Origin of the sequence: Actinoplanes ianthinogenes, from assembly GCF_018324205.1 — a bacterium.
Classification (GTDB): domain Bacteria; phylum Actinomycetota; class Actinomycetes; order Mycobacteriales; family Micromonosporaceae; genus Actinoplanes; species Actinoplanes ianthinogenes.
The window spans coordinates 3,170,176-3,184,530 of record NZ_AP023356.1; the positions used below are offsets into that span (position 1 = coordinate 3,170,176).

Below are 14,355 nucleotides of genomic sequence, written 5' to 3' on the forward strand. Positions count from 1 at the left end.
TCCCCATGGACGATCCGCGTACCCAGCGACTCTTCGGCGACAGCACGGTGGCCCCCGGCGACCTCGCGTTCAGCCCGTTCCGCGTCGACCGGGACCGGATCGTCAGCTCGCCGTTCTTCGCCCGCCTCGCCGGGGTCACCCAGGTGATCAGCCCCGGCGGGGCCGGGCTGCTGGTGCACAACCGGCTCACCCACAGCCTCAAGGTCGCCCAGGTGGCCCGGGCGATCGCCGAGCGGATCCAGGCCCGGGACACCGACCTGGCGGAGAAACTGGGCGGCTGCGACCCGGACGTGGTGGAGGCCGCCGCGCTCGCTCACGACCTGGGGCACCCGCCGTTCGGGCACCTCGGCGAGCGGGTGCTGGACCGGCTGGCCCGGCAGCGGCTCGGGCTGCGCGACGGGTTCGAGGGGAACGCCCAGTCGTACCGGATCGTCACCAGCACCGAGATCCGCGGGCAGGCCACCATCGGGCTGAACCTGACGAACGCGGTGCGGGCCGCGATCCTGAAGTACCCGTGGACCCGGCACGGGCATCCGGCGCCGCACCCGCGGTTCATGGACCCGCCGCCGCGCGGGGCGGCCGCCCACCCGGACGATCCGGAGGGCGGCTCGGGCAAGTTCGGGGCGTATTCCACCGAGGTCAACGACGTGCGGGCGGCACGGGCGCCGTTCGCCGGGCGGGTGGCGGACTGGCAGCAGACCGTCGAGGCCTCGGTGATGGACACCGCCGACGACATCGCGTACGCCATTCACGACCTGGAGGACGTGCACCGGGTCGGCGTGCTCCAGCAGGGCGCGGTCGCCGCCGAGCTGCTGGCCTGGCAGCGCTGGGGCACCGCGACCGACCTGCGGCGGGCCGGCGGCGCGATCGAGTCGCTGCGCCGCAGCCTGCATCGCAAGGAGGACTGGATCGCCGACGACGACGCGTTCGCCGACGCGGTCGAGCTGGTCCGGGCCGAGCTGGTGGACGGGCTGCTGGCCCAGCCGTTCGACGGGTCGGTGCAGGCCGAGGCCCGGGTCGCGGCGTTCTCGGCGACCTGGACCCGGCGGCTGGTCGACTCGGTGGAGCTGACCGAGCAGGCGGCGATCCGCAGCGGGCACGCGCAGCTGTCCGTGGCGCAGTGGCACGAGGTGCAGATCCTCAAGTTCGTGCAGAACAGGTTCGTGCTGGCCCGGCCGGACCTGGCGCTGCACCAGCGCGGTCAGGGCCGGCTGCTGGCCACCCTGGTGGAGGCGCTGCTGGCCTGGCTGACCGACCCCGACGAGGAGGACCGCCTGCCGCGCCGGCTGCGGGACCTGGTCGAGCTGGCCGAGGCGGAGCTGCCCGAGGGCACACCGGAACGGCTGGGCCGGGCCCGCGGGCGCGCGGTGATCGACTTCGTGGCGGGTCTGACCGACGGGCAGGCGGTCGGCCTGATGGAGGCGCTCTCCGGGCGCTCGCGGCAGCTCTGGACCGACGCGTTCGTGCTCTGACTACCTCTTCCCGGCCTTCTTGATCCGGGAGCGCAGCACCCGGGTGGCCAGCGGGCCGAGCTCGTCCATCACCTCGACCAGCACGGCGAGCTGGTCGATGGCCTCCATCGCCCGGCGGCCGCCGTCCGGGTCGATGCCCTCGAACAGCTCCAGCCCGACGAACGCCGACGAGATCGCCTGCGCCAGCCCGGGCACGTCGGCGACCTCGGCGATCGGCGAGCCGGCCAGCACCCGGCGCAGCACCGCCTCGATCTCGGTGGTCCAGAGCTGGAAGGTGGCCCGGATCGGCTCGGCCAGCCGCGCGTTGCTCTGCGCCGCGGCCAGGGTCTGCGCCAGCACCGACACGTTGCCCTGGGCCAGCTCGCTGGCGTGCAGCTCGCGGCCCACCTGGAGCAGCTCGCGCAGCGAGGTGACCGCGGCGAACCGGTCCGAGTAGTGCGCCACCCGCTGCTCGGTGGCCTGTCGGCAGGCCGCGCCGACCAGCTCGTCGACCGAGCCGTAGTGGTAGAAGACGAGCGCCTGGTTGACCCCGGCCGCGGCGGCGATGGTGCGGGCCGAGGTGCCGGTCACCCCGTGGTCGCGCAGGGCGTCCAGGGCGCCGTCCAGCAGGCGTTGCTTCGTGTCGCTCACCGTTGTCCTCCGGCGGGGTGGGGTGGTGCGATCTGGGCGTCGGTGATCAGTTGCGCGAGCTGGTGCACCGCCGGGAGGCGGAGGAACCAGCCGAGGTACGCCCAGCCGATGCCCAGATGATCGAACGCGGACGCGACGGCCACCACCCCCGTAGCGGAGTATCCGTCGGCGGTCGCGTACTTCGCGCGCCACAGGGTGGTCGGGTGAGTCGCGGCGGGCACGAGATCCAACCGTACGGGCGTGCGCGCCGCCATGAGGTCCCGGGTCGCGGCGCACGGGCCGCAGTCGTCGTCCAGCCAGATCCGGGCCGGCTCGATCGCCCGGTAGGGCCGGGCCCGGGGCAGCCAGTCGCGCACCTGGTGGCGGTACGCGAGCCAGCCGTCGCCGTGACGGTCGCCCAGGTCACCACGCTCGTGCGGGGCGGCGACCGCGGCCGAGAAGGCGACCGCGCCGAGGGCGGCGGCAGCCAGGGCCGGGCTGCGCGCGACGACGGCCAGCAGGGTCAGCTCGGCGACCATGCTGAGCTGCATCGGGTTGGCGACGTAGGCGTACGGGCCGGTGGTAACCAGCCGGCGCGGCGGGTCCCAGGGGAACGGGGTGCCGCCGCCGCGCACCGCGAACTCCCGGACCGCCGCCACCGCCGGCAGCCCCAGCACCGCCGCGACCTGGGCGACCACGGTCAACGCGGGACCGGGCAGCCGTGGCCAGGCGCCCCCGGCGAGGGTGAGGACGGCCGTCGGCAGCAGCCACAGGATCAGGCCGGTGAACAGGATCATCTGGAGCACGACCCGGGCGTACAGCTGCCGGTCGGCGGCGGTCCAGCGGCCGAGCAACTGGGCCGGCAGGGCGACGGCGAGCAGGCCGAGGAACTCGCCGCGCAGCCAGTGCGGGCCGAGGGTGAGCAGCGGCTCGAGCCGGGGCATCGCGAGCAGGTCGATCCAGAGCAGCACGCCGAGCGTCACCGGGAGCCGCAGGCGGCGGTGCAGCAGGACCGGGATCGGCCCCCAGAGGGCGGCCCAGCCCAGCCAGAGGTCGATCGGCATGCCGCGGTAGGCGCCGTCCACGGCGGCGAACCCCCACCAGGCGCCGAGCCCGGCCAGCTCGTGCAGCGCCGCGACGCCGAGGGCGGCGGCCAGGAAGGCCAGGAAGGCCCCGGCCCGAGTGGCTCGATCGGTGCCGCGGACGGCGCCGAGCAGGGCCGCGGCGGGCAGCAGCAGCGACAGGTAGCGGACGAGGGTCATCGCAGCGCGAGCATGTCGAGGACGTGGCCGGCGCCGGCGTGCATGAGCCCGTCCTGGAGCGGACCGAAATACCACGACGGGTCGAGCCCGCGGCGGTAGCCGACGTGCAGCGTGACCGCGGTCCCGCCGGGGACGGTGTGCCAGCTGAGCGTGGCGTCCCGCATGCCGACCCAGCGGTTGGTGATCGACGTGTCCTCGACCACCGCCCAGGTCACCCGGGCCGGGCCGGCGTCGCGGACCTCGGTCACGATGTCGCCGCCCGGGCCGTGCGAGCTGCCGTGGTAGGCGAACGTCCAGCGGTCGCCGGGTGCCAGCCCCGCGCCGTGCACGTGCTCCGGCATCGGGACGCCGAGCAGGCGCAGCGGCAGCGAGCGGACGCCGGTCGGCTGCGGGCCGGCCTCCAGTGTCGCCCGCACCTGCTCCGGGCCGAGCGCGACCACGCGGGTGACCTCGACCGACTGGTCGGGGTGCACGCGCCAGTCGGCACTGGTCCCCTCGGCGCTGCCGACCAGCAGCAGCGGCAGGGGCAGCACCGCCAGGGCGGAGCGGCCACCGCGCCGGGCCAGCCGGACCAGCCCGGTCACCGCGTGCGCCACCAGGTAGACCAGCGGCGCGGCCAGCAGCACGCAGATGGCGCCCTCGTGCAGGACGACCGCGGCCAGCAGCAGGGCGATGGTGGTCAGCCGGAACACCCGGCCGTGCGTGGTCCGGCCCGGAGTGAGAGCCAGACCGACGGCCAGCGCGGCCGGGAGCGCGACGAAGAACAGCGCACTGTCGGCCCGCCCGGTCGCCACGGCGACGACGAAGCTCACCACGCCGATCACCGCGACCAGGCCGGCCAGAAACAGGTTCGGCGTCCGGACAACTCTGCTGTGCACGCTCATCCTCCCAGGTCATGAAGCGGCCGCCCCCCGTTTGAGCGACCGCTCAAAACGCAGCCTAGACGGATTTGAGCGGTCGCTCAAGTGGGGATACTGGCGGCTTACGGGATTGCGGTGTAAGAATGTAATCACTGCAATGACCGAGGAGGTCGTCATGCGTTTTCGTCCCGCCCCACCCGGGGCACGCACCGAGCCGCCACCCGCTGACGACGCCGCCGCCTGGGTGACCGGGGCGGTGCCGGACGGGTGGTTCGTCGAGCCGCCCGAGGTCGTGGTGGACCGCGACGAGATCATCATCTGGGGCCGGCTGCCCGAGCCGGACCTGCCGGCCGAGGCCACCGACGCGGACCGGGCCGCCGCGCAGTCCGGCCGGATCACCCAGTTCCGGGAGAACACGCGGGACGACCGGATCCGGGTCGCCCGCCAGGTCGAGCACCGTTATCAGCGCAAGGTCGCCTGGGGCACGCGCTGCGGCGACAGCTCGGAGCTCTGGACGCACCTGGCCGCCCCGGTGATGACCCGGCTGCGCCAGCCCGAGCGTCAGGTGCTGGACACCCTGGTGGACGCGGGCGTCGCCCGGTCCCGGTCGGACGCGCTGGCCTGGTGCGTCCGGCTGGTCGGGCAGCACACCGAGGAGTGGCTGGCCGACCTGCGCACCGCCATGACAAAGGTGGACGAGCTGCGGAAGCAGGGCCCGCTGTAGGCCCTGTCCGGTGCTCACGTGAGCACCGGACAGGGCCTAGGGTGATCAGGTGCTCCGTGATGTCACCGCGATCCGCTATGTCACCCCGCTGAGAGAGGGTGGCTCACTTCCCGGGGTCGTCGAGGCCGACGACCTCGGGACGTACGTGGTGAAGTTCCGCGGCGCCGGCCAGGGCCCGAAAGCGCTGGTCGCCGAGGTGATCGCCGGTGAGCTGGCGCGCCGGCTGGACCTGCCGGTGCCGGAGCTGGCCCGGGTCGAGCTGGACCCGGTGGTAGCCCGCGCCGAGCCGGACGAGGAGGTCCAGGAGCTGATCAAGGCGAGCGCCGGCGGCAACCTGGGGATGGACTTCCTGCCCGGCGCCCTGGGCTACGACCCGAACGCGCACCCGGTCGAGGCCGGCCTGGCCAGCCGGGTGCTCGCCTTCGACGCGTTCGTGGAGAACGTGGACCGCAGCTGGCGCAACCCGAACCTGCTGATCTGGCACGGCGCCCTGTGGCTGATCGACCACGGCGCCACGCTGTACTTCCACCACAACTGGGCGCGGGCGGAGAACGTGGTGCACCGGCCGTACAAAGGGGACGACCACGTGCTCAAGCCGTACGCCTCCGCGCTCGCCACCGAGGGCCCGGCACTGGCCGCCCGGATCACGCCGGAGCTGCTCGCCGAGGTGGTCGCACTGGTCCCGGCGGACTGGCTGGACGACGGCGACCGGGACGCGTATCAGGACCATCTCGCGCGCCGGGCCGCGCGGCCGGAGGCGTGGCTGCCATGACCAGAACCCCTTATGAGTACGCGGTGATCCAGGCCGTGCCCCGGATCGAGCGCGGCGAGCTGATCAACGTCGGGGTGCTGCTGTACGCCCAGCGCCACGACTTCCTGAAAGCGCGCACCCACCTGGACGAGACCCGGCTGCTCTGCCTGGACCCGGCGGCCGACGTGACCGCCGTCCGAGCCGCCCTGGAGTCCTGGGAGGCGACCTGCCTGGGCGGCGGCGCCTCGGCCGGGATGAAGCTGGGCGAGCGCTTCCGCTGGCTGGTCGCCCCGCGCAGCACCATCCTGCGGGCCGGCCCGGTCCACATGGGGCTGGCCGCGGATCCGGCGGCTGAGCTGGAAAGACTTGTCGAACTGCTGGTGCACTGATACAAACCTCCGACCGACGAGGTTGCGAGGTTGCCATGGACAAGATGGATGAAAATGCCGCGAAGAAGGCGGACCGGCCGGTCCTACTGGGCGCCGGCCGCGGGCTGCTGCCGCGGTCAGAGGCCGACCTCGTAGCGAGCGCCACGCGGCGAGACACAGAAGACACTGCTACCGGGATGTAGCCGGGCATCCTCGGCGTATCGGGCGGCCAGTTTGCCCTCGGCCGCCCGGTCGCCGTCGTCGGCGGCGAGCAGCAGGCCGGCGACCTCGTCCAGGTAACCGAGATCGCCGGGCAGTTCCTCCGGCATCTCGGACCAGTCCCGGTCGGCGAACGGGATGGCCGCCTCGCCGAACAGGTCCCAGAGCAGCAGCTCGTCGCCCATCCGGTGGGCCAGCTCCAAGGTCAGGTACTGAAGGAGCATCCACGGGCCGCCGATCGGCTGACCGGGGCCCACACCGTACGTCGAAGGGTCGATCTCGCCGCGCCGGAAAGCGCGCCAGGACTGCGCCGCGGTCCGCAACCCGGCCGGGCCGAGCGTGATCTCCGGCAGGTCGGGCTGGACGTCCATGGCGATCCATCGGGTGCCGTCGTGATACTCGGTGACCACATGGTCGACGTGATAGTCCGGGATCAGATAACCGGCGAAGCCGACCCGGGTGCGGGCCGGGATCCGGTGGGCACGCAGCGCGGCGACGGCGAGCAGGGCCGCGTCCCGGCAACAGCCGACCAGACGCTGCTCGACCGGCCGCGGCGCGTCCAGCGGCGCACCGCCGAACCGCTCCTCGTCGAGGTCGAGCATCCGGCTCACCCAGCGGGTGTCGATGTCGGTCAGCCGCTCCGGCGGGAAGTCGATGCCGGAACCGCGATAGTGCACGTGCAGGTTGCGGACGACGGCACCGATCGCGGCCGGGTCGGCGGGCAGGGCCGCGAGACGGTCGTGGTGCCGGCCCGGATCGGAGAAGCGGGTCTGTCGAGTGTGGTCCATGCGTTCGATGGTGCGGCCTCCAGTAGGGGGAGGGTAAAGGGCATCGCCGCGCCTTTTTCCGGGGCACACTGAGCGGATGCAGTTGCCGATCCAGCACCCGGTCAAGCCGATGCTCGCCAAACCCGTCGCGGAGATCCCACCGGGGCAGATCTATGAGCCGAAATGGGACGGTTTCCGGTCGATCATCTTCCGGGACGGGGACGAGGTGGAGATCGGCAGCCGCAACGAGAAGCCGATGACCCGGTATTTCCCCGAGGTCGTCGAGGCGGTGCTGGCCAACTTCCCGGAGCGGGCGGTGATCGACGGCGAGGTGATCGTCGCCGACACGGAGCGCAACACCCTCGACTTCGAGGCGCTCCAGCAGCGGATCCATCCCGCGGCCAGCCGGGTCAAGCTGCTCGCCGAGCAGACCCCGGCCGCCTTCGTCGCCTTCGACCTGCTGGCCCTGGGTGACGAGGATCTCACCGAGCTGCCCTTCGAGCAGCGACGGGAACGCTTGCGGCAGGCGCTGGCCGGGGCCAAGGCGCCGGTGTACGTCACTCCCGCCACCGACGACCTGGAGACCGCCCGGCGCTGGTTCGCCGAGTTCGAGGGCGCCGGGCTGGACGGGCTGATCGCCAAGCCCCGCGACCTCACCTACCAGCCCGACAAACGGGTCATGTTCAAGATCAAGCACAAGCGCACCGCGGACTGCGTGGTGGCCGGCTACCGCGTGCACAAGTCCGCGGAGAACCGGATCGGCTCGCTGCTGCTCGGCCTCTACGACGAGCGGGGCGTGCTGGCCTCGGTCGGGGTGATCGGCGCATTCCCGATCGCGGTGCGCGAGGAGCTGTTCGAGGAGCTCCAGCCCCTGGTGACCGGGTTCGAGGGGCACCCGTGGGACTGGGCGGCGCACATGCAGGGCGAGCGCACCCCGCGCAAGAACGAGGTGAGCCGGTGGAACAACGGCAAGGACCTGTCGTTCACCCCGCTGCGCCCGGAGCGCGTGGTCGAGGTCCGCTACGACTACATGGAGGGCGCCCGGTTCCGGCACACCGCCCAGTTCGAGCGCTGGCGGCCCGACCGCGACCCCCGCACCTGTACGTACGAGCAGTTGGAACGGCCGGTGCGGTTCGATCTGGCCGAGGTGCTCACCAGCCGCTGACCGCGGGTGCCGGAGGGACCGGCTAGCCTGGGTCCCCTGCCGTCGAAAGGTCCGAGCCGTGCCCCGTCGTCCGCGTTCGGTGATCGCCCTCCTGGCCGCGCTGGTCCTGACCGCGCTGGTCCTGACAACCGGAGGCTGCACCCTGCCCGCGTTCGCGCCGGACGGCGCCGACTCGCCGGCCGATCCGGGCGCCGGGGCCGGCACGCCGGACACCGCCTCGACGCCCGGCGCGGCCGCCCAGTGGCGGCCCTGCGCCGCCGTGCCGGAGAAACTGGTCGGCCGCGGCGCCGCCGGGATGACGTATGACTGCGCCACGGTCGCGGTCCCCCGCGACTGGGCGAAACCGGACAGCGGCGCGACGTACGACGTCGCCATGATCCGCGTGCACTCGAAGTCGCAGAAAAACCGGATCGGCTCGCTGCTGATCAACCCGGGCGGCCCCGGCGGCTCCGGCATCGACTACGCGGTCTATCTCTCGTTCGGCCCGCAGATGGGCGGCCTGCCCACCGAGATCACCGACAAGTTCGACCTGATCGGTTTCGACCCGCGCGGGGTGGGCCGGTCCAGCCCGCTCAAGTGCATCAGCGACCGCGACCAGGACGCCAACTTCGGCTCCGACCCGGACCCGGTCAGCCAGGCCGAGTTCGACGAGGTCGCCGCGCTGAACAAGAAGATCGCCGACGGCTGCGGGCAGAAGTACGGCGATCAGCTGCCGTTCTTCTCCACCGAGCAGGCGGCCCGGGACATCGACGCGCTGCGCGCCGCGGTCGGCGATCAGAAACTGACCTACCTCGGCTACTCCTACGGCACCCTGCTCGGCGCGACCTACGCCCAGCTGTTCCCGCAGAACGTGCGGGCCCTGGTGCTGGACGGGGCGATCGACCCGACCGAGACCTACGTCAAGGGCTCGGAGACGCAGGCCAAGGGCTTCGAGCGGGCGTTCGGCAACTTCACCAAGTGGTGCAAGGCGCACCCCGGCACCTGCCCGATCTCGGCCGACCCGCGGGGCGCGGTCACCGACGCGATGGCCAAGGCCGAGGTCTCCCCGGTGGCGTACTCGGACGGCCGCAAGGCCACCTCGGGCTGGATCTTCTACGGGCTGATCTCGTCGCTGTACACCGAGAGCGGCTGGACCAGCCTGGCCCGGGCGATCGACGACCTCCAGGCCGGGGACGCCAAGGGCATCATGGACCTGGCCGACCAGTACGCGGAGCGTGAGCAGGACGGCACCTACTCCAACCTGTTCGACGCCAACCTCGCGGTGAACTGCGCGGACACCGACGCGGCGCCGACCGTCCAGCGGGTGCGGCAGCTCCAGTCGCAGTGGCGGAAGAAGTACCCGATCTTCGGGGCGCCGCTGGCGATCGGCATGCTGCCGTGCGTGTACTGGCCGGGCAAGCGGGATCCGTACCCGGCCGGCAAGGCGAACGGCGCTCCGCCGATCGTGGTGGTCGGCACCACCGGCGACCCGGCCACGCCCTATGAGAACACCGCCGACCTGGCCGCCATGCTGGGCACCGGGCACGTGCTGACCTGGGAGGGCGAGGGGCACACGGCGTACCCGTCGACCCCCTGCGTCGTCCAGGCCGTGGACGGTTACCTCATCGATCTGAAGGTGCCGCAGGAGGGCCTGCGCTGTCCGGCGAAATGACGCCCTCCCGGGCGGCCAGTTCCTCCAGCAGCTTGCGGACCTGACGCAGGTTGGTCTTCAGCTCCTCCTGCTCCTCGTGCCGGAACGCGTCGTGGTCCACGATCAGCTTGCTGGCGAAGTGCGCGGTGATCAGCGGGATCACCAGTAGCACCATGACCGAGATGAGCAGGACCGCCATGATCCGGGCCGGCCAGCTCTCCGGGGAGATGTCGCCGTAACCCACCGTGGACGCGGTGACGACGGCCCACCAGAGCGAGTCGCCGATCGACGCGCCCTCCTCGAACTGGGAGTAGAGGAAACCGCAGACCAGGATCAGGATCGCGTACGCGAGGACCAGCGTCTTCGGCGAGTTGGCCAACCAGATCATTCCGCGGTAAACCGCCCGCGGCACCCTGAGCAGCACGTTCATCTGGTCATCGTGCCCGGCACCGGTGGCTTTCAAAAGGGCTGCCAGACTGGCGATCATGGAGTTCCGGATCGCTACCCGTGACGACGTCCCCGCCGTTCTCGCTCTGCTCGCCGACGACGACCTCAGCCGGGAGCGCGGGTTCGGCGAGGTGCCGGCCGAGATCGGCCCGGGGATCTGGGCCGCCTTCGCGGCGATCGAGGCCGACCCGAACAACGAGCTGATCGTCGCGGTCCGGGACGGCGCCGTGGTGGGCACCTGCCAGCTCACCTACCTGCCCGGGCTGAGCCGGGGCGGCGCGTGGCGGATGCAGGTCGAGGCGGTCCGGATCCACGCCGCGCTGCGCGGGCAGGGGCTGGGCGCCCAGATGATGCGCTGGACGATCGAGCGGGCCCGCGAGCGCGGCTGCCGGATGGTCCAGCTCACCTCCGACAAGGTGCGGGTCGACGCGCACCGCTTCTACGCCCAGCTCGGCTTCGCCCTCTCGCACGAGGGCATGAAGCTGAACCTGGAGAGGTAACGAGCCGCCGGTCGCGCTGGTGACGAGGCCCCGACAAGGCTGGCGATTGCTGGCAGTTCGGGCGCGAACACGTTGCCGCGGGAGCGGGTTGCCACGACCATCGGCGTCGCTCCTTCCCGGTCCCGACGCAGAAAGGACACGGCATCCGTGCAGCCGTCCCTCTCCATGAACGGCCCCCGCTCCCTCCCCGAGGAGCCCCGCACCGTGGACCTGAGCGGCCGGTGCGTCGGTAATTCGTACGTCCTGGTCTGTCCGGTGGGCCAGGGCGCCACCGGGACGGTGTGGCGGGGCATCGACCGGACCACCGGGGAACAGGTCGCCGTCAAGCTGCTGCACGAGGGCCTGCTGCGGCAGCCGAAGCTGGTCACCCGCTTCGTCCAGGAGCGGACCATCCTGATGATGGTCCGGCACGAGCACATCGTCGGGGTGCGTGACCTGTTCAGCGTCGGCGAATCGATCGGCCTGGTGATGGACTTCGTGGCCGGCGGCAGCCTGCGCGACCGGCTGCGCGAGCGGGGCACCCTGCCGCCCGCCGAGGCGGCGCGGCTGTCCGCCCAGGTCGCGGCGGCGCTCACCGAGACGCACGCGCTCGGCGTCGTGCACCGCGACGTGAAGCCGGACAACGTCCTGCTCAGTGGCGGCGACGAGAACCTGCGGACCCGGCTGACCGATTTCGGCATCGCCCGGGTCCTGGACGCGGCCGGGCTGACCACCCCGCACGCGATCATCGGCACGCCGCGGTACATGGCGCCCGAGACGATCAGTGGCGGCGAGGCCACCCCGGCGGCCGACGTCTACGCGCTCGGGATCATGCTCTACGAGCTGGTCTGCGGGTATCCGCCCTACGACGGCGAGCCGTTCGCGGTGCTGCACGGCCACCTGGAGCAGGCCGCCCCGCGGCCGGCCGGGATGCCCGACCCGGTGTGGTCGGTGGTGCGGGACTGCCTCGACAAGGATCCGGAACGGCGACCGTCCGCCGACCGGCTCCAGGAGGCCCTGCGCGACCTGGCCCGGGACACGGCGGGGATCCCCGCCCTGCCCGCCCCGCCGGTGCCGCCCGGCGACGACGGCCCGCCGGTGACCCCACCACCCGCCCCGGCCCGTCCGGTCCGCCGGGTGCCGCGCAACCGGCCCCGGAGCTGGGTGTGGGGCCGGCACGGCCTGGTGGTCGCCGCCATCGGCGGCATGCTGGCCGCCACCGGCTGGGGCGGCTACAGCGCCTGGCAACTGCGGGACGCGATCGGGCAGAAGCCGGCCGCGGCGCAGCCCGCGCCGGAGAAGGGGATCGCCGCCGGTCCGGCGCCCTCCATGGCGGGCGTCCCGCCGGTTCCGCCGGCCGACGCGGCCGCCGGCGCAGCGGTCACCGGCGTCACCACGCCCGGCACCGTCGAGCACACCGGCTCCGGCAGCACCGCGCTACGAGTCACCACCGCGCCGATCGACACCTCCGCCAGGATCGGCGCGTCGGCCGGGCCGGCGGGGATCGGCGCGTCGGCCGGACCGGGCCGGGTCGGCGGCGCGGTGGCGTTCCGGCCGTGGGTCTGCGGCGACAAGTACGCCTTCGACCTCGGGCATCCGATGCTGGTCCAGCCGTGCCACGCGCTCGGCCCGGCGATCCGCGCGCTGGGCCAGATGGAGGCGGTGCCGGGCGTGCAGGCCGACATCACGCTGACCGTCCGCGACGCCGCGACCGACGAGATCGTGGCCGGGCCGCACACCTGCTCGGGGCTGATGTTCACCGACGCGGCCATCAAGCACAGCTGCGGGCCGGTCGACTTCCAGGCGCCGCACGGCGGCCACTACGTCGTCGAGCAGAGCTGGGAGTACACCGACCGGCCGCTGCTGCCCGGCGGATCGGTCCGCGGGCCCGCCTTCACCTGGTGAGCCGTCAGGACTCCCAGTTGGCGTGGTTCATCTTGCTCGGCTGGACCCGGGGCGGCTCGCCCGGCATCTTGGGGTGGTCCGGCGGGTAGGGCATGTCGCCGAGGCCGGCTTTCTCGTCCCGCTCCACCCACTCCAGCAGCGGCGTCAGATCGTGCGCCACGTCGTCGATCGCGGCGTGCGCGTCGCCGGTCGCGGCGATCCGTTCCGGCACCGTGCGCAGGTCGAAGTCGTCCGGTTCGACCCGGGTCAGCTCGTCCCAGGTGACCGGCGTGGAGACGGTGGCCCGCGGGTTGGCCCGCAACGAGTACGCGCAGGCGATGGTCCGGTCCCGGGCCATCTGGTTGAAGTCCAGGAACACCCGGTCGCCGCGCTCCTCCTTCCACCAGGCCGTGGTGATCGCCGCCGGGTTGCGCCGCTCCACCTCCCGGGCCAGCGCGATCGCGGCCCGGCGCACCTGGACGAAGTCCCAGCGCGGGGCGATCCGGACGTAGACGTGCACCCCGCGGCCGCCGGACGTCTTGGGGAACCCGACCCAGCCCAGCTCGTCGAGCACCTCACGGACCACGCCGGCGGCCGCGGTGACGTCGCCGAAGCCGAGGCCGGGCTGCGGGTCCAGGTCGATGCGCAGCTCGTCGGGATGGTCCGGGGCGGCGGCGCGCACCGGCCAGGGGTGGAAGACCACGGTGCCCATCTGCGCGGCCCAGGCCACGTGCGCGAGGTCGGCGGGGCAGAGCTCGTCCGCCGTACGCATGCTCGGGAACTTGATTGTCGCGGTCGTGATCCAGTCGGGCACGCCGCGGGTGGGGATGCGTTTCTGGAAGAACGCCTCGCCGGCCAGGCCGTCCGGGAAGCGCTGGAGCGTGGTGGGCCGGTCCCGGAGGGCGCGCAGGATGCCGTCGCCGACCGCCAGGTAGTACTCGAAGACGTCGCGTTTGGTGAAGCCGCGCTCGGCGAAGACGACCTTGTCGGGGCTGCTCAGGCGGACGGTGTGACCGGCGATCTGATGCTCTTCCGCGGCGGCTTTCGGCATGCCCTGAGGTTATGCCAAAACACGAGGGTCACCCGACAAAGTCGGGTGACCCTCACAAATCGGACACAGCGCGAATCAGGCGGTCTTCCGCCGGCGGGTGTACCAGAGCGCACCCGCGCCACCGGCGACCAGCACCGCGCCGACCGCGACGGTCGCGCCGACCGGCCCGCCGGTCAGCGGCAGGTTGCCGGAGCTGACACCGCCACCCTTGGTGGTGACCGGCGCCGGCGCGGTCGCCGAGCTGACGCCGCCGGGCACCGTCTTGGCACCGCCGGTCGGCACGCTGGGGCTGGTGGCCGGGCTCTCCCCGCCGTAACCGGCGTGCCCGCGGGTCCCGCCGGTGGGGGCCGGGCTCGCGGTGGCGGTGGTCACGGCGACCGGCGGCGTGGTGGCGGTCGCCGGTGCGGTGGTCGCGGCCGGCTGCTCGGCGCCGTAGCCGGCGTTGCCCCGGTCCGGGCTGGCCATCACGACCGGGTGCCCGGCCTGCGCGGCGCCGGCGGTCGCGAGAACCGGCGACGAGATGGCGAGCGCGGCGAAAACGGTGACGCCGGCCGCGGGCAGTCCCACGGCCAGTCGGCGAACAAAGCTCATGAGGAGTATCCGTTCTGTTGCGGTTGCGTACGGTTGCATGGTCGCACGGGAGCTTAGCGGGAATTGCCCGTTTTAC

14 protein-coding genes and 1 pseudogene are annotated in these 14,355 nt (G+C 72.8%); 8 read left to right on the forward strand and 7 right to left on the reverse strand.

Annotated features, from left to right (window positions below):
* Positions 1–5 precede the first annotated feature (5 nt).
* Positions 6–1,472 (forward strand): deoxyguanosinetriphosphate triphosphohydrolase family protein, encoded by a 1,467-nt coding sequence (locus Aiant_RS14210; protein ID WP_189336494.1) that lies wholly within the window; start codon positions 6–8, stop codon positions 1,470–1,472.
* Here the strand turns inward: Aiant_RS14210 and Aiant_RS14215 are convergent, their stop codons facing one another.
* The 3 genes and pseudogenes from Aiant_RS14215 to Aiant_RS14225 form a co-directional block, all read right to left on the reverse strand.
* A complete protein-coding gene (locus Aiant_RS14215) occupies positions 1,473–2,081 on the reverse strand; it encodes a TetR/AcrR family transcriptional regulator (RefSeq protein ID WP_306415862.1) in 609 nt (202 codons plus the stop codon).
* Positions 2,039–3,343: pseudogene (locus Aiant_RS14220) on the reverse strand (methyltransferase family protein). The gene Aiant_RS14215 and the pseudogene Aiant_RS14220 overlap by 43 nt, the downstream one beginning before the upstream one ends.
* On the reverse strand, positions 3,340–4,221 hold the full coding sequence (locus Aiant_RS14225) for a hypothetical protein (protein ID WP_229831425.1): 882 nt from the start codon (positions 4,219–4,221) through the stop codon (positions 3,340–3,342). Before Aiant_RS14225 ends, Aiant_RS14220 begins: the two are co-directional and overlap by 4 nt.
* Positions 4,222–4,378: 157 nt before the next feature.
* On the opposite strand from Aiant_RS14225, the gene Aiant_RS14230 reads away from it, so the two are divergent.
* The 3 genes from Aiant_RS14230 to Aiant_RS14240 are packed head-to-tail and all read left to right on the forward strand — an operon-like array spanning position 4,379 to position 6,067.
* Positions 4,379–4,927, forward strand: coding sequence for a hypothetical protein (locus tag Aiant_RS14230; protein WP_189336490.1), 549 nt, complete (start codon positions 4,379–4,381; stop codon positions 4,925–4,927).
* A 49-nt stretch (positions 4,928–4,976) separates the two neighbouring features.
* Positions 4,977–5,699: a HipA family kinase gene (locus Aiant_RS14235; RefSeq protein ID WP_189336489.1), complete on the forward strand. Its 723-nt coding sequence runs from the start codon at positions 4,977–4,979 to the stop codon at positions 5,697–5,699.
* Positions 5,696–6,067 (forward strand): DUF3037 domain-containing protein, encoded by a 372-nt coding sequence (locus Aiant_RS14240; RefSeq protein WP_189336488.1) that lies wholly within the window; start codon positions 5,696–5,698, stop codon positions 6,065–6,067. The genes Aiant_RS14235 and Aiant_RS14240 overlap by 4 nt, the downstream gene beginning before the upstream one ends.
* A 116-nt stretch (positions 6,068–6,183) precedes the next feature.
* Here the strand turns inward: Aiant_RS14240 and Aiant_RS14245 are convergent, their stop codons facing one another.
* On the reverse strand, positions 6,184–7,053 hold the full coding sequence (locus Aiant_RS14245; protein ID WP_189336487.1) for a transglutaminase domain-containing protein: 870 nt from the start codon (positions 7,051–7,053) through the stop codon (positions 6,184–6,186).
* A gap of 76 nt (positions 7,054–7,129) precedes the next feature.
* Here Aiant_RS14245 and Aiant_RS14250 point away from each other — a divergent pair, with 76 nt between their 5' ends.
* Positions 7,130–8,197: an ATP-dependent DNA ligase gene (locus Aiant_RS14250; RefSeq protein ID WP_189336486.1), complete on the forward strand. Its 1,068-nt coding sequence runs from the start codon at positions 7,130–7,132 to the stop codon at positions 8,195–8,197.
* Between the two features lie 58 nt (positions 8,198–8,255).
* Positions 8,256–9,848 (forward strand): alpha/beta hydrolase, encoded by a 1,593-nt coding sequence (locus Aiant_RS14255; RefSeq protein ID WP_229831424.1) that lies wholly within the window; start codon positions 8,256–8,258, stop codon positions 9,846–9,848.
* On the opposite strand, the gene Aiant_RS14260 is transcribed toward Aiant_RS14255, so the two are convergent.
* Positions 9,799–10,257 carry a potassium channel family protein gene (locus Aiant_RS14260; protein WP_189336485.1) on the reverse strand — a complete coding sequence of 153 codons (459 nt, stop codon included), beginning with the start codon at positions 10,255–10,257 and terminating at the stop codon, positions 9,799–9,801. The two genes, Aiant_RS14255 and Aiant_RS14260, sit on opposite strands and share 50 nt — an antisense overlap.
* Before the next feature lie 55 nt (positions 10,258–10,312).
* On the opposite strand from Aiant_RS14260, the gene Aiant_RS14265 reads away from it, so the two are divergent.
* Positions 10,313–10,774 carry a GNAT family N-acetyltransferase gene (locus tag Aiant_RS14265; protein WP_189336484.1) on the forward strand — a complete coding sequence of 154 codons (462 nt, stop codon included), beginning with the start codon at positions 10,313–10,315 and terminating at the stop codon, positions 10,772–10,774.
* Between the two features lie 147 nt (positions 10,775–10,921).
* Entirely contained in the window at positions 10,922–12,658 is a 1,737-nt protein-coding gene (locus Aiant_RS45695) for a serine/threonine-protein kinase (RefSeq protein ID WP_229831423.1), read from the forward strand.
* Positions 12,659–12,662: 4 nt separating this feature from the next.
* On the opposite strand, the gene ligD is transcribed toward Aiant_RS45695, so the two are convergent.
* Both ligD and Aiant_RS14280 read right to left on the reverse strand, forming a co-directional pair.
* Positions 12,663–13,688, reverse strand: coding sequence for a non-homologous end-joining DNA ligase (gene ligD / locus Aiant_RS14275; protein ID WP_189336483.1), 1,026 nt, complete (start codon positions 13,686–13,688; stop codon positions 12,663–12,665).
* A gap of 75 nt (positions 13,689–13,763) precedes the next feature.
* Entirely contained in the window at positions 13,764–14,279 is a 516-nt protein-coding gene (locus Aiant_RS14280; RefSeq protein WP_189336482.1) for an LPXTG cell wall anchor domain-containing protein, read from the reverse strand.
* Between the last annotated feature and the right edge of the window lie 76 nt (positions 14,280–14,355).